Here is a 16,466-nt window from a genome sequence, read left to right as displayed (position 1 = left end):
GATCGTGCCAGGTCGCACAATGGCGGCCATCGGGCAAATCCCGGCTTTGGGTCGGGTTGCCGTTCGACAGCAGCACCGGGCAGCTATCCTTGTCCGCCTCGATAGTGGTAGTGAACAGCGCCATATTGTCGGGCCGGTCCACAAAATAGGTGATGCGGCGGAAGCCCTCCGGCTCGCACTGGGTGCAGTACATGGAACCGGAGCGGTAGAGCCCTTCCAGCGCCGTATTGGTTTCCGGGGGGAGGCGGGTGCGGATCTCGACCGTGGCACTGTCGCCCACCTCCTCCACGGTCATCCGTTCCTCGCCGACCGTGTATTTGCAGGGCGGCACATCCTCGCCATCGATCTTCAGGTAGATCAGCTCCTGATTCTGCCCGTCCAGCACCAGCGGCGCGTACTTGTCACGCTCAGGCCGGCCGATCACCGACAGTTTCGAGGTCACGATGGTTTCGCCGTCGCGGATATCGACATGCAGGTCGATGCGGTCCACCCGGAAATCCGGCGGCGTGTAATCCTCGCGGCGGATCACCTGCGGCGCCGAATGCACCGGGGTCTGGTCGAGGCGCTCCATCATGGTCTCCGAGATTCCGGAAAGGGCAAAGAATTCAGATAGGCGTTAATCTAGCCGAATACGAGATCGACGATACGCCGGGCACGGTGTTCATAGCCATGTTCCGCCTCGGCGCGGCGCTGGGCATTGGCGCCAAGCCGCAGGCTGAGGTCACGATCCTGCAGCAACCTCTCCCACTGCGCGGCGAAGCTGTCGGCATCGTCGGCCAGCAGGATTTCCGTCTCCGGCTCGAAATAGTCGAGGATTTCCAGCCCCTCCACCAGCATGATTTGCGCGGCCCCGGCGAAGGCGGCTTCGAAGCTGCGCGGTCCCGGAGTCGAGGGCCGGATGGCGAAGCGCCGGTTGGCCAGGCTCTCGTCGCGCCCGATATTGGCGACCACCAGCGCCGAGGCATAGAGGTCCGGCAGCGCCGATCCGGGCAGCCGCATCGGTGTCACGCCGTCGATGGAATCACGCTCCCAGCCGCTGCCCAGCACAGTCATCGACGCGCCGAGACGCTTGGCTTGCGCCGCCAGATCGCCGAACAGCCGGGCGCGGTTGGCAAAGCGGTGGCCGCAGAAGAACAGGTCCGGCCCGGCCCGGCGTTCGACCGGCCGCCAGTGCGCGGCGCGGCTGCCGGCCAGCGGCAGATGATGCACGGCGAGGTTCGGCGGGTAGAAATCGAGGCTCGCCCGGTCATTGGTGAAGACCGCATCCGCCATGCCGTAGATGCGGGCATTCATGTCGAACTCGTAGGGATCGTCATGCAGCCAGAAGGCGAGCTTGCCGCCGCTGCGCCGCATCTCTTCCGCCAGCGGGCCGAAATCGCTGCTGTCCAGCATGATGGAGCCGAAGACAAGCGCCAGATCGGGCTTCAGCGCGCGCGCCTGGCGCAAGCCATCTTCATAGGAGGACACAGTGACCGTCGCCCCGGGAAAGGCCGTGCGGAAGCCGTCGCCGACATGGCTGCGCAAGGTCGCATTGCTGTTCAGCGCATCTGGCGTGCCGCTGACGATCAGGATTTTCAGGGCGTCGTGCTTCATGCCATGCGCATCCGGTGCAGGATCGCCCGCAGCTTGTGCCGCGCCAGGCGCAGCGCAAGGCCAACCCCGTCGGTGCGGGCGACCACGATGAAGCGGCGGACCAGAAAGCCGATGCCCTGTCCGCCGGCCAGAAAGGCGAGGCCGCCGCGCCGTGTCCAATACGGGCTGTCGAGGAACTGACCAAGCTCCTGCAGCGACAGCAGGCGGCGTGTGTCCAGCGCTGCGACCGGCGTCAGGGCGAGGGTGGCGTAGATATCCTCCAACCCGGCTACGAAATCCGGCCCTTCGATGCCCGGCGTTGCCGGCAGCTGCGCGCGCATCCCGTCCAGCCTGCCCCGGTCCGCCGTCAGCGACAGCAGGATATCGGCAACCGCCTTGCCGTCACCGACCGGCACCAGGAAGCCGTTCTCGCCGTCGTGCACCCGCTCCGCCGGCGCGCCAATAGCGGTGACGATAGGCACAAGGCCGGCGGCCTGCGCCTCCGACAGGGTGATGCCATAGGTCTCCGGCCAGGTGGACAGGAACAGCATCACATCGCATTCGGCCAGCGCCGCCGGCACCGCGCCGCCATTGAACGGACCGTGCAGCACGACATTTTTGCCGGCATGGGTTTCCAGCGGCTTCTGATAGTCTGGATCGATCCGTCCGAAAATGTGGAACTGCACCGGCTGGCCAAGGCAGCGTGCGATGGCGTCCAGGATGGCGTCGCCCCCCTTATGCCGCGCGAAATTGCCGAGATGCGCCACCTTCAGCGGCCCGCCTTCGTTCCGCGCTGCCGGCTCGACCCGGTTGACCGGCGGCAACAGCAGCCGGGTGCGTGCCTCAGTCTCCGGGTAGAGGAGATGCAACAAGCGAGCGCTCGCCTCCGACCCGGCCAGCACGATATCGATGGCCGACAGGCTCTCGCGCCAGAACCGCCGCCGCCGCGCCTGGCTGTCAGGATCGACCCTCTGGGTCAGGGCCAGGCTGATATCCCGGACACCCTCCGGCAGGTTTTCGATGTCGCAATAGCGCCCGCCGGAATCCAGCAGGTTAAAGCGCTCGCACAGAGGGTAGTAATCGTGCAGCGAATAGAGTGTGCTAGCCCCCATCGCCTTCGCCACCAGCGGCAGCGAGGGGACGAAGCCCAGCAGATGATTGAAATGCACGGCGGCGAAGCCGTATTCCGCCAGCAGCTTCTGGAAGGCGATCTCCAACTCCGGGTGGGTCAGCAGATCGGGATGGCTGGGCCGCGCCAGCCGGATCGTCTGGCGCAGGCGCATATCGCCGTCATAGAGCAGGAAGCCGCGCCCGTCTGGCTTGCGCGTATCGGGCACCAATATCCAGGGCTCCACCGCGCCGATATGCTGGCGGATCGCCTCCAGATAGGTCTCCGCCCCGCCGAAGCGGCCATGCTGGACGACATTATGGGTGACGAACAGCACGCGCGGCTTGCCTTCGCTCACCGGCAGCGGCTTCGCCGGCAGCGCCACCGCGCGATCCAGGATGGCGGCCACGCGGTTGGCATAGAGGTGGTTTTCCGCCACATGCGCCTGTGCCGCCCGCGCGATGGTCAGCCGCCGCTCGTCATCGGCCAGCGCCGCGTCGATCTGCGCCAGGCATTCCTCCATCGTGCGGAAGCCGAGATAATGCGCGCCCTCCTCGAACAGGCCGGACGCCGCCTTCGTGGTCTCCGCATCGACGATCTGGCAGGAGCCGGCCAGTGCCACCTCGAAGAAGCGCGGCCCCGGCGTGTCGCTGGCAGCCTCCGGATCGGCGTCGGAGGTGGAGAATTTGCGCGGCAGGGTCAGGGTCAGCTTCGCGGCGTTCGCCAGCCGGCAGAAATCGCGGATCGACACGCCCGGCGTGAAGCTGAACCCGTCACGCAGATCGCCCAGATGCGGGTCCAGCGCGTCATTCGTCACCAGCACGAACTTGCAGCGCAGATCCGGCCGGTGCTGCTTCAGCGCGCGCAGGAATTTCAGCCGGTTCGGCCAGGCCGTGCCGGCGAAGAAGATGTCATAGCGCGGCGGCGTCCCGCATATCTCGAACCGGTGCCGCACCGGATCGGCGGCCAGCGGCAGATGGATGCCGCGCCCGTCATAGAATTCCGCGCTCGACCCGTCATTAGTAAAGATCAGGTCGAACTTACGGGCCAGCGGCAGATTCACGCCGCGCTCATAGGGGTCCTCGGTGAACCAGACCAGGCTGCGCGGGACCAGCTGCAGCAGCCGGTCAATAACCGGGTTGCGCGCCTCCTCCCCATCGAAAGCGAATAGCAGGTCGAACTGCGTTGCCTGCGCCAGCGACACGGCGTCGGCATATTCCGCCCATACCGCCTCCGTCACGCGCGGATCGGCGGCCAGCGCCTCGAACACGGCGCGGGCGATATAGCGGTTGGGATTGAAGGGCTTGGTGTCGATGAACAGGACGCGCATGGTTCTGGCGCTCTATCTCCTGCCGGTCAGACGCTTCGCCATTCGGATGGCCCAGCGCAGCGGCGCCGTTACCTGCCAGCTGGTCGAGCGATGGACAGCTTCGAGACGCTGGTTCAGGTCCTGCGCCAGGGTTTCCAGGGTCTGCTGGCGCTGCTGACTCTGCTGCAGGGCGATCTCCGCCGCCTGCGCCTTGTTCCGAGCCTCGTCGATGATCAGCCGCAGCGCCGGGGCGGCACGGGCCTCGATCAGGCTGCCCGGCGCGGACGCATGGATTTCGTCACGCACCGCCGTCCCGAAATTCACCAGAAAGCCAAGGCCAACGCGCCCCTTTTCCAGATCCTCGCGCAGCAGCTGATTGCGGATCGCCGCGTCGTAACTGGCATGGCTCAGTGCGCCGCCAAGCACGCTGTTGGCGTACCCGCCCTCCGCCGCTGCCACGCGATGGTGCCAGAAGGCCAGCTTCTCCGGCAGGACCGCGATATCATGGTCGCGCAGGAAGCGCAGATTGAAGTCCCAGTCGCCCAGCACCGGCAGCTCCTCGCGGAAAGGTCCGGCGGCTTCCAGCGCCGCCCGCTGGAACAGAAACGAGATCGGCGGGAACAGGTTGCGCACCGCCATCTGCGCCAGCGGCACGGCCAGCAAGCTGGCGTTAAAATCCTCCCGGCGCTGTTCCTTGACGCTCTCGCTCTCAATGGCCTCGTGCACGAGCACGCTGTGGCAGATCGCGCCTGCGACCGGCGGCCGGCTGGTCTCCAGCAGCGCCGTCATCTTTTCCAGAAAGGCCGGATCCCAGCTGTCGTCATCGTCATGGATCACGAGATAGCGGCTGGTACTGGCGGCGATCCCCCTGTTGGAGGCCGCCTCCATCCCCAGCGACTGTGGATTGTCCACCCGCACCAGCCGCCCGGCATAGCGCTCGGCATGCGGTGCCACCACCTGCTCCACAGCCGCCGGGTCGCCGCCATCATTCACGATGACGTGCACCCAATCCGTATGGGTCTGGCCCAGCACGCTCTCAACCGCGCGGCGCAGCAGCAGCGGGCGGTCCTTGGTCCGCGTGATGATGGCGACAGCGGCTTCAGGCATGGGCAAAGGTTTCTTCCGGCGCGGCGAAATCGTCTGGCACACTGTTCCGGCGGCCCCTTCCCGTCAAGTCGGCAGGGGTACCGGGCTCCGTGCTGTGCTAAAGGGAAACGCCGAAGAGAACAAGACGGGAGCCATCGTGGCGCACACCAGACAGCGTATCCTGATTGCCGGCGGCGCCGGGTATATCGGCAGCCAGATGGCGCTTATGCTGGCAGAGGCCGGACATGATGTCGTGGTCCTGGACAATCTCGTCAGCGGCCATGCGGATGCAGTCGCGGTCAGCGGCGCGCGGCTGGTCAACGGCGATATCGGCGATGCGGCACTGGTCGGCTGGCTGCTGGATGAGGTGCGGCCCGATGCCGTGCTGCACTTCGCGGCCCTCATCGAAGCCGGCCAGTCGGTGCAAGAACCGGAGCGCTATCTGGAGAACAACCACCGGCGCACGCTGGTCTTCCTCGACGCGCTGACCGCGCGTAACGTGCCGCCGCCGCTGGTCTTCTCCTCCACCGCCGCCATCTATGGCGAACCGCAGACGGTGCCGATCCCGGAAGATAATCCGGCAAAACCGATCAACCCCTATGGCGAGTCGAAGCTGCTGGTCGAGCAGGCGATGGCGGCACGGGCGGAGAGCCATGGGCTGCGCTGGGCGGCACTGCGTTATTTCAACGCTGCCGGGGCCGACCCGAAGGGCCGGCTGGGCGAACGCCACGAGCCAGAGACCCATCTGATCCCGCTGGCGCTGCATACGATTTTAGGTAAGCGCGCGGAGATGCTGGTAAACGGCAAAGACTACGACACGCCGGACGGGACCTGCATCCGCGATTATGTGCATGTGACGGACCTGTGCCGGGCGCATCTGCTGGCGCTGGAGCATCTGCGCGAGGGCGGCGAATCGGGCGCCTTCAATCTGGGCGGTGGCGAAGGCCGCTCCGTGCTTGAAGTGCTGCGGACAGTGGAGCGGGTCACCGATAAGGCGCTGCCGGTCCGTCACGGTCCGCGCCGGCCGGGCGACCCGGCCCGGCTGGTCGCCGATATCGGCAAGGCAAAGCGCGTGCTTGGCTGGGAACCGGCGCTGAGCGACCTAGATACCATCGTCGAGCATGCCTGGGCGTGGGAGAAGAAGCGGCCAGGCTGACGTAAGGTCACAAGAAGCCAGCGCCATGCCCGTTCTTCCCATCCTGTCCTATCTGCTGCTGGCCCTCGGCCTCTCCTGGCTGGTGGCACTGCCCTTCCGCCTGCCGACCGAATGGCCAACGCATCTGGTGGCGTTTTCGGTCGAGGCGTTGATCGTGCTGGCTGCCCTCGCCCTGGTGCCGGCACTGCAAAGCCGGCGTGTACGGCATCTTGTGGCCGCGCTGGTAGCGCTGACTGCCATCCTGGCGCTGGGCGACCTGATGATCCGGCTGGCGCTGAACCGGCCCCTGAATCTGGCGCTTGATCTGCCGCTGGTCCGCGCGCTCTACGATCTGGCAACCGGTACCTTCGGCCTGTGGGGCGGGCTTGCGCTGCTGGCCGGGCTGGGCCTGATCCCGCTGGCGGCCTATGGGCTGACAATGCTGGCGACCCGCAGCGTGCAGCGGATGGCCCGGCATCGCGCTGTACGCGCCGCGGCGCTGCTGCTGGCGCTGACCGGCGGCACCGTACAAATCCTGCAGGCCGAAAAGCCGGAGTATTTCGGCACCTACTGGCCGGCCTCGACCAGCGCCGGCGTGACACTGGCGAGCCAGTGGACGCAATTCCGGACGTTGCGCACCGTCGAGCCGGCCTTCCGCACCGCCGAGGCCGAGGACGGTCTGCGCGATATCCCGCAGGGCCGGCTGCTGGCCGGGCTGAACGGCGCGGATGTCGTGCTGGCCTTCATCGAATCCTATGGCGAAAGCGCATTGGCCGATCCGCTCTACGCGCCACACATCGGTGCCAGGCTGGAAGGTTTCGCGGCCACGGCCAAGGCTGCCGGCCTGCATACCGCATCCGGCTGGCTGGTCTCCAGCATCACCGGCGGACAATCCTGGCTGGCGCATGCCTCCGTGCTGTCCGGCCTCACCATCGACAGCCAGCAGCGCTACGACCTTTTGACCACCGGCAGCCGCCGCACGCTGGAGCGCTATTTCGCGAAGGCCGGCTATCGCACCGTCGCCTTTGAGCCCGCCATCACCCGGCCCTGGCCGGCCGGCGACTTCTTCGGTTTCGACGCGACGCTGTCCGCCGCCGACATGGGATACCGGGGGCCGGCCTTCGGCTGGAAGACCATGCCGGACCAGTTCACGCTGCACCGGTTCGAGCAGACAGAACGCCGCCTGCCGGCAGGGGAACGACCGCCGGTCTTCGCCAAATTCTCGCTGATCGACAGCCACGCCCCCTTCGCGCCGCTGGCGCCGCTGGTTGCGGACTGGGAGCGGCTGGGCGACGGCGCGCTGTTCCACGACCTGCCACCGGAGGGCGGGGAGCCGGACTCGCTCTGGCAGGATACCGGCCGCCTGCGCCAGGCCTATGCAGCATCGCTGGACCGGGCACTTGAGGTGCTGCAATCCTATGCCGCGCGCCATGTCGATGACCGCACAGTGCTGATCCTGCTGGGCGACCACCAGCCGCCGGGCATCATCGCCGGCGATACGGAGTCGCAAGCCGTGCCAATCCATGTGCTGAGTGGCGATCCCGCCCTGCTGGCCCCCTTCCTCGACTGGGGGTTCCGGCCAGGCATGACACCCGCCCCCGACCAGCCGCAGCCGCCGATGGCCGCGTTCCGCGATTTCCTGGTGCAGGGCTTCAGCCCGCAGGACGACCGGCGGATCGCCCGCAGCGGCGCGGCGGCGGTCGAACTGGACGGCGCCCGGCAATCCCATTAGAAATAGCAATATTCCTGCAAACTATTGGCGTCGCCGACGACATCGTGTCCGCCGCAAGTGCCCTGCCTCCCCTGCCTGCCTCGCCCGCAATCCGTCCGGCGACGGCGGCGGATATCGACGGTTTGCTGGAGCTTGAAGCGCGCAGTTTCGAGACCGACCGGCTGACCCGCCGCAACTTCCAGTATCTGCTGACCCGCGCCCATGCCGCCTGCCTGCTGGCGGAAGACAAACAGGGCAATCTGCTGGGCTATGTGCTGGTGCTGTTCCGGCGCGGCACCTCGCTGGCGCGGATCTATTCTCTGGCGGTGTCGGCAAAGGCACGCGGCCAGGGCATCGGTCAGGCGCTGCTGGCCGCTGCGGAACGCGCCGCCATCGAGGAACATGCCTGGCTGATGCGGCTTGAGGTGCGGCCCGACAACCAGTCGGCGATCCGGCTGTACGAAGCCGCGGGCTACCGCCCCTTCGGCCGCTATCTCGATTATTACGAGGATCACAGCGAGGCCGTGCGCTACCAGAAGCGGCTGCGCCCCGACGTGGTGCCGCCGGAAACCCGCGTGCCCTATTACAGCCAGACCACGGATTTCACCTGCGGGCCGGCGGCGCTGATGATGGCGATGAAGGCGCTGGACCCGGAAACCGAGCTGGGACAGCGGCTGGAAATCCAGCTCTGGCGCGAGGCGACCTCGATCTTCATGTCGTCTGGCCATGGCGGCTGCGGCCCCTATGGCATCGCGCTGGCGGCCTGGCGGCGCGGCTTCACGGTCGATCTCTATGTCAGCGGCGAGGCGCCCTTCTTCCTGGACACGGTGCGCAGCGCGGAAAAGAAGCGCGTGATCCAGCTGGTGTCGGACGAGTTCACCGAACAGATGGCGGAAACCGACATTGCCGTGCACAACCATGCGCTGACGCTGGACGAGATGACGGTGGCGCTGGAACAGGGCGCGCTGCCCATCGTTCTGATCAGTCTCTACCGCATGTACCGCGAGAATGTGCCGCACTGGATCGTGGTTCATGCGCAGGACGAGCGCTTTGTCTATGCCCATGATCCGCTGGTCGATCCCGACTATCTGGATCTGATGTCCGACAAGGCCAACATGCCGATACCGAAAAGCGAATTCGAGACAATGGCACGCTATGGCCGCAACAATCTGCGTGCCGCCATCGTGCTGAAGCCACGGGAGCGAACAGGGTCATGAGCGACTGGGTCATTGTCGTTGACCGCCGGGCCGACTTCACCGGCATGGAGGAGGACCGGGCGATCCTGCGCACGCGCGAATATATCGCGCCACCGCAGAACCTGAAGCTGCAGCACCCCAAGATCATCAATTTGTCGCGCAGCTATGCCTATCTTTCCCAGGGCTATTACTGCTCGCTGCTGGCCGAGGCGCGCAGCCACCGCGTGCTGCCCACGGTCGATACCATCTTGCAGCTGCGCCAGCGCAGCCTCTATTCCGGCGAGATCGCCGACCTGGAGGAGGAGCTGAACCGCCGGGTGAAGCGGCTGGTCAGCCCGCCCACTGAATCCTTCCGGCTGCGCATCGCCTTCGGCTATCCCTATGACAGCCGCTTCCAGGCCTTCGCCCGGCATGTGTTCGACCGCTTCCGCTGCCCGCTGCTGGAAGTCACGGTGCGACATGGCGAATGGCTGAAGATCACCGGCATCAGCGCGCTTGGCATCGACGATCTCGATACGGAAGAACACGTCCTGTTCAACTGGGCGCTTGACCAGTACACCCGCGCCGGCTGGCGCCAGCCGAAGACGCGCGCGCCGGCGAAATACACCATGGCAGTGCTCCATAACCCGAAGGAGGAGCTGCCGCCCTCCGACCCGGCCTCGCTGAAGAAGCTGATCCGCGTCGCCGAGGGCATGGGCGTGGATGTGGAGCTGATCGAAAAGAAGGATTACCTGCGCCTCGCCGAGTACGACGCGCTGTTCATCCGCGAGACCACGACCATCGAGAACCACACCTACCGCTTCGCCAAGAAGGCGGAGCTGGAGGGCATGCCGGCGATCGACGATCCGACCTCCATCCTGCGCTGCACCAACAAGGTCTATCTGGCGGAGCTGCTGAAGGCCAACAAGGTGCCGACGCCGAAGACCGTGGTGGTCAACGCCATGAAGAGCCTGGAGGAGCTGGAGGGCGAACTGCCCTACCCGATGGTGCTGAAGATTCCCGACGGGGCCTTCAGCCGGGGCGTGCACAAGGTCGGCGACCGGGCCGAGCTTAAGAAGATGACCCGTGAGTTGCTGGAGGAATCCGACCTTATCCTGGCGCAGGAATTCATGCCGACGGATTATGACTGGCGGGTCGGCGTGCTGGATGGCGAGCCGCTGTTCGTGTGCCAGTATCTGATGGCCAAGAAGCATTGGCAGATCGTGAAGCATAATGCCGACGGGCCGGCCACCCATGGCGGCTTCAAGAGCTTCGCCGTGGAGCAGGCGCCGCCGGAAGTGGTGGAGGTCGCGGTGAAGGCCGCGCAGCTCATCGGCAACGGGCTCTATGGCGTGGATTTGAAGCAGAATGAGCGCGGCGTCTTCGTTATCGAGATCAACGACAATCCCAACCTCGACACCGGCGTCGAGGATGCGGCGCTGAAGGATGAGCTGTGGAAGCGCCTCGTGCGCTGGTTCCTGAAACGGCTGGAGGCGTGAGGAGCGGCCGTCGTCTTCTTTTTGCTCCCTCTCCCCTTGCGGGAGAGGGTTAGGTATCATCCGACACCATAAGTGTCGTTGATATCATTGATCGCGCGGACGGACGGGCGCATATAGTCGCGCAACATTATTCCCCTGACGCAACCGGGACATGGCCATGACCGACACCGCCTCCACCGACAGCCGCGCCGCGGACATCCAGCACGCAAGACAGGTGCTGGAGACCGAAGCGCAGGCGCTGGAGACGCTGGCGCGCCAGCTCGACGGGCCGTTCGGCGCTTCCTTCTGCCAGGCCGCCGATATCCTGTCGGGCATCAAGGGCCGGGTAATCGTCAGCGGCATGGGCAAGTCCGGCCATATCGCGCGCAAGCTGGCGGCCACACTGGCCTCGACCGGCACCACCGCCTATTACATCCATCCCGGCGAGGCGAGCCATGGCGACCTCGGCATGATCGGCCCGGAGGATGCGATCATCGCCTTCTCCAAATCCGGCGACACCTCGGAGCTGGCGGACATCCTGCACTATGCCGCGCGTTTCCGCATTCCGCTGATCGGCGTGACCGAACGCGCCGGCAGCTCGCTGGCCGAGGCGGCGACCGTGCCGCTGGTGCTGCCAGCCTGCCCGGAGGCCTGCCCGATGGGCCTGGCCCCCACCACCTCCACCACGCTGATGCTGGCGCTGGGCGACGCGCTCGCCGTCACGCTGCTGCAGCGCAAGGGCTTCACCGCCGACGATTTCCGTGTCTTCCACCCCGGCGGCAAGCTGGGCAAGCAGCTGCTGAAGGTGAAGGCGCTGATGCGTGGGCTGGACCGGCTGCCGCTGACCGGCCCCGACGCGCCGATGTCCGATGTGCTGCTGGGCATCAGCGCACACGGCACCGGCTGCGCCGGCGTGGTCGATGCCAAAGGCCAGCTGACCGGCATCATCACCGATGGCGATCTGCGCCGCCACATGGCCCCCAGCCTGCTGGGCGAGACGGCGGGCGCGGTGATGACCCGCGACCCCAAGACCATCCGCCCCGACGCGCTCGCCGCCGAGGCGCTGGCGATCATGAACGAGCGCCGTATCACCGGCCTGTTCGTTGTCGGCGAGGATGGCAAGCCGCAGGGCTTCGTGCATATCCACGATCTGCTGCAGGCCGGCGTGGGCTAACTACTCGAACGGGTCGATGAGCCGGTCGGTGGCGCGGCGTTCGGCCTTGGTCGGGCGGCCGGCCCCGCGCTCGCGCGCGGCGGGGGATTGTTCCTCCGGCGGGGTTGGCGGCTTCGCTTCCGGCGGTGCAAGGTCGGCATAGAGCGTGCGCGCCTCGGTGGCCGGGCCGCGCCTTGTGCCCAGTGCCGCCACCTCGATCACCCGCACATGCGGGCCCAGCGGGAAGGTCAGCACATCGCCGACGCGCAGCATCTGGTTCGCCTTGGCGACCGGCTTGCCGCCCAGCTTCACCTTGCCGGTCTCGCACAGCTTGGCGGCCAGGGTGCGGCTCTTGCAGAAGCGCGCGAACCACAGCCATTTGTCGAGGCGGATGGTCTCGCCGGTCATTTCCGCAACAGATCCTTCAGCACCGCGAAGGGGCTGTCGAAAGCCTGCGGACGCTTCGCGGCGGCGGACTGCCTGGGTGCGGACTTCGGCTGACGGCGGCGATCCGGCCTGTCCTGCCGTTCATTTTTCTCCTCTGGAACGCTCTTCTTCTCTGCGCGGCCCCTGCCCTTCCGGGCGCGCTTTTCCTCCGGCTGGTCCTGTTCGGGGCTCGTCGCCTGCTGATTGGCCGCCTGCTCCTGTGGTTTCGCACGCGGCTTGCGCTTCGGCCCTCCCTTAGGACGATGCTGCGCCTTGCGGAAGACCACGCCAGCCGTACCGTCCTCCGCCTTCTGCTCGACCGTGCGATAGCCGAGTGCCGCCAGCAGCGCCGGCAGTTCCTCCGCCGTGCAGCCGGCCAGCGACATGATCTCCGCCGAGGGTGGAAAGCTGCCCTCCCCCGCGCGCAGCAGACGGCGGGCGGTGGCGGCGATGCGCTCGGCCATATCGAGGCGCAGCAGGCGCGGCCCCACCGCCATATAGCCGATGGCCGGCACGAAGCCCTCCGGCGCTTCCAGCTCCTCCGTAGGAACAGAGACGCGGCCGGGGGGCGGCGGATGCGGGATCGGCCGCGCCTGTTCGTGCACCGACCAGAGGACGGCGCGCAGCGCCACCGCCTTCGGCTTCAGCAATGCTGGAAAGAACACAGATTCCGTGCCGAAGCGCACGCCGAGCCGGGCCAGCGCCTTGCGGTCCGCCTCCTGCAGCAGCTTCTGTACCGGCGCCAGCGGTGCGGCAGGCAGGCTGCCCAGCCCCTCGCCCAGCTGGAAGACGATGCCCCGCGCCGTGCCGGACAGGCTGTCCTCCGCCAGCGCCTTGGCCAGCGGGCCCAGCGCGTCGCCGATGGTCGCGGCCAGCCAGGCGGACAGCCGCGCCTCCACCCGGTCACGCAGTGCGGGCGTCAGCAGATCGTCGCCCAGCGCCTCGACGCGCGGCTTCAGCATGGAATCGCCACGCCGCAGCCGGCCAACCGCCGCCTCGTCGCCCTCCTCCCGCTTCCAGCCGATGCGCCCGTCCGGCATCAGGCGGAAGCCGGTATCGGATGTTTCCTCCAGCTTGCGAACCAGCGCCGGCATCTCGCCGGCCAGCGCCCGGCGCGCGGCGGTGCGCAGCGCCTTCGCCTCGTCCCCCACCGCCTTGTCGTCAACGATGAAGCCCAGCCCTTCCAGCCGGCCAATGGCATGGCCTTCCACCAGCACCTCGCCATCGGCGCGCACGGCGGCGACCAGATCGTCCTGATCCTTCAGCCGCTTCACCAGCACGGCGCTGCGCCGGTCCACGAAGCGCTGGGTCAGCCGGTCATGCAGCGCGTCGGACAGCTTCTCCTCGATGCCGCGCGCGCGCTCCTGCCAGTGCGCTGGATCGTCGATCCAGTCGCCGCGATGGGCGATATAGTTCCAGGTGCGGATATGGGCGATGCGCTCCACCAGCGTCTCGATATCGCCCAGCGTGGTATCGATCTGTTCCAGCTGCTTCGCCACCCAGTCCTGCGACAGCTTGCCCTTCTCACCATCGGTCAGCTGCAGGAAGATGCGGGCCAGCAGCGCCGTGTGATGGTCGGTCAGCAGCTTGCGAAAATCGGGAATCTGGCAGATTTCCCACAGCAGTCGCACCGTCGCCGGATTCTGCGCGCGGGCCAGCACCTCCTCATTGCGCGACAGGATTTCCAGCGCCGCCATGTCGCCGGCATCGCGCTGGCGCATCAGGAAGGGCTGCGGCGGCCGTTCCTCCAGGCTGCGCCGTAGGCTGCCGACGCTGCGATAGTCGAGCCGGCTGGCCCGCCAGGTCAGCGCCTTCAGCGGCTCGAAGGCATGGGTCTCGATCTGCTCGATCAGCTCTTCCTCGATGCCGGTCACCTCGGCAGTGACGCCGAAGGTGCCGTCGCTCATATGCCGGCCGGCGCGACCGGCAATCTGCGCCAGCTCCGGCGCGGTCAGGCGGCGCGGACCGCGCCCGTCGAACTTGCCCAGCCGCGCGAAGGCGACATGGTCAAGGTCCATGTTGAGGCCCATGCCGATGGCGTCGGTCGCCACCAGATAATCGACCTCGCCGGCCTGGTACATCTCCACCTGTGCGTTGCGCGCGCGGGGGCTGAGCGCACCCAGCACCACCGCCGTGCCGCCGCGCTGCCGCCGCACCAGCTCGGCAAGCGAATAGACATCGGCGGCGGAGAAGGCGACCACGGCGGAACGGCGCGGCAGCCGCGTCACCTTCTTGTAGCCGGTGTAGCTCAGCGTCGAGAAGCGCGGGCGGGTGACGAAATGCGCCTCCGGGATCAGCCGCTTCAGCAGCGGGCGGATGGTCTCCGCACCCAGGAACATGGTCTCGTCCAGCCCGCGCGCGTTCAGCAGCCGGTCGGTGAAGACATGGCCGCGCTCGCGGTCGGCGCAAAGCTGGATTTCATCGACGGCCAGGAATGAGACCCGCCGGTCCAGCGGCATCGATTCCACAGTGCAGACGAAATAGCGCGCATGCGGCGGGACGATCTTCTCCTCGCCAGTGATCAGCGCCACCTGGTTCGCCCCCCGGATGCGCGCGATGCGGTCGTAATTCTCCCGCGCCAGCAGGCGCAGGGGAAAGCCGACCATGCCGGTGGAATGGCCCAGCATGCGTTCGATGGCGAGGTAGGTCTTGCCGGTATTGGTCGGCCCCAGCACGGCGGTAACGCGCGGACCGCCCTGAGCGGGATGGGAGGTATGCAGGGTCATGATCGGGAGTCTCGGCTGTTCCGGCGCGCACGGCAAGGGCAGTATGGCGAGAAGCCGGGCCGCGACCCTCCACATATGGCCCGCAAGCTGTGTCGTGACAATGCCGCAAACGGTACCTACATAGTCGCCATGAACCGGATCAAGCCCTTCCTCGCCGCCTTAATTCTGCTGGTCGCCGCGCTAGCGCCCGGCGCGTCCTCCGCACAGCAGCGCGCGGTACCGCCCGATGCCCAGACGCTGCGCTATTCCTTCGCGCCGCTGGTGAAGGAGGCCGCCCCCGCGGTGGTCAACATCTTCACCCGCAAGGTGGTACAGCAGCGGATGTCGCCGCTGTTCAACGACCCCTTCTTCCGGCGCTTCTTCGGCGACAGTTTCGGCGCCCCGCGCGAGCGGGTGCAGAATTCGCTGGGCTCCGGCGTCATCGTCCGGCCGGACGGGCTGATCGTCACCAACCACCATGTCATCGACGGCGCCGACGAGATCCGCGTCGTGCTGTCCGACCGGCGCGAATTCCCCGCCAAGCTGGTCTATGACGAGGAGCGCACCGACCTCGCCGTCCTGAAGGTCGAAGCCAATGGCGAGGCGCTGCCGCATCTGGAACTCGGCGACAGCGACCGGGTGGAGGTCGGCGATCTGGTGCTGGCCATCGGCAATCCGTTCGGCGTCGGCCAGACGGTGACCAGCGGCATCGTCTCGGCGGTGGCGCGTACCCAGGTAGGCATCACCGACTACAGCTTCTTCATCCAGACCGACGCCGCCATCAACCCCGGCAATTCCGGCGGCGCCCTCATCACGCTGGATGGCCGGCTGGTCGGCGTGAACACCGCCATCTATTCGCGCAACAATGCGGGCTCGGTCGGCATCGGCTTCGCGGTGCCGTCGAACATGGTGCGCACCGTCATCCTGGCCGCCGAAACCGGCAGCGCCGCCCGGCCCTGGATCGGCGCCGGCGGGCAGAGCGTCACGGCGGACCTGGCCAGCGCGCTGGGCCTGCCGCGACCCATCGGCGTGCTGATCGGCGAGGTCTATCCGGGCGGGCCGGCGGACCGCGCCGGGCTGCGCCAGGGCGATGTCGTCACCCATGTGAACGGCATCGAACTGCAGGACGCGCAGGCGCTGCGTTACCGCATCGCCACGCAGCCGCTGGGCGGCACCGCGGAACTGACCGTGCTGCGCAAGGGCCGCGCACTGAAACTCACCTTCGATCTGCAGCCACCGCCGGAGACACCGCCGCGCGACGAGACCGTGCTGGAGGGCACGCACCCCTTCGCCGGCGCGCGCGTCGCCAACCTGAATCCCGCCTATGCGGAGGAGCTGGGGCTGGACGGCTTCGCCACCGGCGTCATCGTCTCCGGCGTGGCGCGCGGCTCCCCCGCTGAGCGGCTGTCGCTGCGCCCCGGCGACATCGTGCTGCAGGTGAACGGCCGCAAGATCGGGCTGGTGCGGGAGCTGCAACAGGCGCTGTCCGGCCGCGCCCAGCAATGGCAGCTTTCCATCCGCCGCGGCGACCGCGTGCTGGAAACCACCGTGCAGGGGTAGGGGATACCCCCTCACCCGGACGCTGCGCGTCCACCCTCTCCCGCGAGG

The 16,466-nt window shown here is 67.3% G+C and carries 11 protein-coding genes and 1 pseudogene; 6 read left to right on the top strand and 6 right to left on the bottom strand.

Annotated elements, in window-relative coordinates:
- The 4 genes and pseudogenes from pepN to MK313_RS11670 form a co-directional block, all read right to left on the bottom strand.
- Window positions 1–574 (bottom strand): annotated as a pseudogene (pepN, locus tag MK313_RS11685) (aminopeptidase N); the annotation flags it as partial.
- Between the two features lie 47 nt (window positions 575–621).
- Complete coding sequence (locus MK313_RS11680; protein WP_287781749.1) at window positions 622–1,593, bottom strand: glycosyltransferase family protein; 972 nt, start codon at window positions 1,591–1,593, stop codon at window positions 622–624.
- Window positions 1,590–4,010, bottom strand: a complete 2,421-nt coding sequence (locus tag MK313_RS11675; RefSeq protein ID WP_287781747.1) for a glycosyltransferase — start codon at window positions 4,008–4,010, stop codon at window positions 1,590–1,592. The genes MK313_RS11680 and MK313_RS11675 overlap by 4 nt, the downstream gene beginning before the upstream one ends.
- Window positions 4,011–4,022: 12 nt before the next feature.
- Window positions 4,023–5,096 carry a glycosyltransferase family 2 protein gene (locus tag MK313_RS11670; RefSeq protein WP_287781745.1) on the bottom strand — a complete coding sequence of 358 codons (1,074 nt, stop codon included), beginning with the start codon at window positions 5,094–5,096 and terminating at the stop codon, window positions 4,023–4,025.
- Between the two features lie 136 nt (window positions 5,097–5,232).
- On the opposite strand from MK313_RS11670, the gene galE reads away from it, so the two are divergent.
- The 5 genes from galE (at window position 5,233) to MK313_RS11645 (ending at window position 11,748) form a co-directional block, all read left to right on the top strand.
- Window positions 5,233–6,231: a UDP-glucose 4-epimerase GalE gene (gene galE / locus MK313_RS11665; protein ID WP_322098636.1), complete on the top strand. Its 999-nt coding sequence runs from the start codon at window positions 5,233–5,235 to the stop codon at window positions 6,229–6,231.
- Between the two features lie 25 nt (window positions 6,232–6,256).
- On the top strand, window positions 6,257–7,942 hold the full coding sequence (locus MK313_RS11660; protein WP_287781741.1) for a hypothetical protein: 1,686 nt from the start codon (window positions 6,257–6,259) through the stop codon (window positions 7,940–7,942).
- A gap of 44 nt (window positions 7,943–7,986) precedes the next feature.
- The gene (locus MK313_RS11655; protein WP_287781740.1) at window positions 7,987–9,138 is read left to right on the top strand and encodes a GNAT family N-acetyltransferase/peptidase C39 family protein; all 1,152 of its coding nucleotides are present in this window, start codon (window positions 7,987–7,989) and stop codon (window positions 9,136–9,138) included.
- Window positions 9,135–10,595 (top strand): RimK family protein, encoded by a 1,461-nt coding sequence (locus tag MK313_RS11650; protein WP_287781739.1) that lies wholly within the window; start codon window positions 9,135–9,137, stop codon window positions 10,593–10,595. Before MK313_RS11655 ends, MK313_RS11650 begins: the two co-directional genes overlap by 4 nt.
- A 151-nt stretch (window positions 10,596–10,746) precedes the next feature.
- The gene (locus MK313_RS11645) at window positions 10,747–11,748 is read left to right on the top strand and encodes a KpsF/GutQ family sugar-phosphate isomerase (protein WP_287781738.1); all 1,002 of its coding nucleotides are present in this window, start codon (window positions 10,747–10,749) and stop codon (window positions 11,746–11,748) included.
- Here the strand turns inward: MK313_RS11645 and MK313_RS11640 are convergent, their stop codons facing one another.
- Window positions 11,749–12,135, bottom strand: coding sequence for an RNA-binding S4 domain-containing protein (locus MK313_RS11640; RefSeq protein WP_008945018.1), 387 nt, complete (start codon window positions 12,133–12,135; stop codon window positions 11,749–11,751).
- Window positions 12,132–14,879, bottom strand: coding sequence for a helicase-related protein (locus MK313_RS11635; RefSeq protein ID WP_287781735.1), 2,748 nt, complete (start codon window positions 14,877–14,879; stop codon window positions 12,132–12,134). Before MK313_RS11635 ends, MK313_RS11640 begins: the two co-directional genes overlap by 4 nt.
- On the opposite strand from MK313_RS11635, the gene MK313_RS11630 reads away from it, so the two are divergent.
- A complete protein-coding gene (locus MK313_RS11630; RefSeq protein ID WP_322098635.1) occupies window positions 14,868–16,418 on the top strand; it encodes a DegQ family serine endoprotease in 1,551 nt (516 codons plus the stop codon). The genes MK313_RS11635 and MK313_RS11630 overlap by 12 nt on opposite strands.
- The last annotated feature ends 48 nt before the right edge of the window (window positions 16,419–16,466 follow it).

Origin of the sequence: Oceanibaculum sp., assembly GCF_022449305.1 — a bacterium.
Taxonomy (GTDB): Bacteria; Pseudomonadota; Alphaproteobacteria; order Oceanibaculales; family Oceanibaculaceae; genus Oceanibaculum; species Oceanibaculum indicum.
Note: the sequence above shows the minus strand (reverse complement) of the source record. Positions and strands in the feature narration are given on the sequence as shown.

Coding starts and splice junctions, on each gene's coding strand:
- MK313_RS11650 (WP_287781739.1), top strand. CDS start 9,135: ATGAGCGACTGGGTCATTGTCGTTGACCGCCGGGCCGACTTCACCGGC.
- MK313_RS11660 (WP_287781741.1), top strand. CDS start 6,257: ATGCCCGTTCTTCCCATCCTGTCCTATCTGCTGCTGGCCCTCGGCCTC.
- MK313_RS11640 (WP_008945018.1), bottom strand. CDS start 12,135: ATGACCGGCGAGACCATCCGCCTCGACAAATGGCTGTGGTTCGCGCGC.
- MK313_RS11680 (WP_287781749.1), bottom strand. CDS start 1,593: ATGAAGCACGACGCCCTGAAAATCCTGATCGTCAGCGGCACGCCAGAT.
- MK313_RS11670 (WP_287781745.1), bottom strand. CDS start 5,096: ATGCCTGAAGCCGCTGTCGCCATCATCACGCGGACCAAGGACCGCCCG.
- MK313_RS11675 (WP_287781747.1), bottom strand. CDS start 4,010: ATGCGCGTCCTGTTCATCGACACCAAGCCCTTCAATCCCAACCGCTAT.
- MK313_RS11645 (WP_287781738.1), top strand. CDS start 10,747: ATGGCCATGACCGACACCGCCTCCACCGACAGCCGCGCCGCGGACATC.
- MK313_RS11630 (WP_322098635.1), top strand. CDS start 14,868: ATGCAGGGTCATGATCGGGAGTCTCGGCTGTTCCGGCGCGCACGGCAA.
- MK313_RS11635 (WP_287781735.1), bottom strand. CDS start 14,879: ATGACCCTGCATACCTCCCATCCCGCTCAGGGCGGTCCGCGCGTTACC.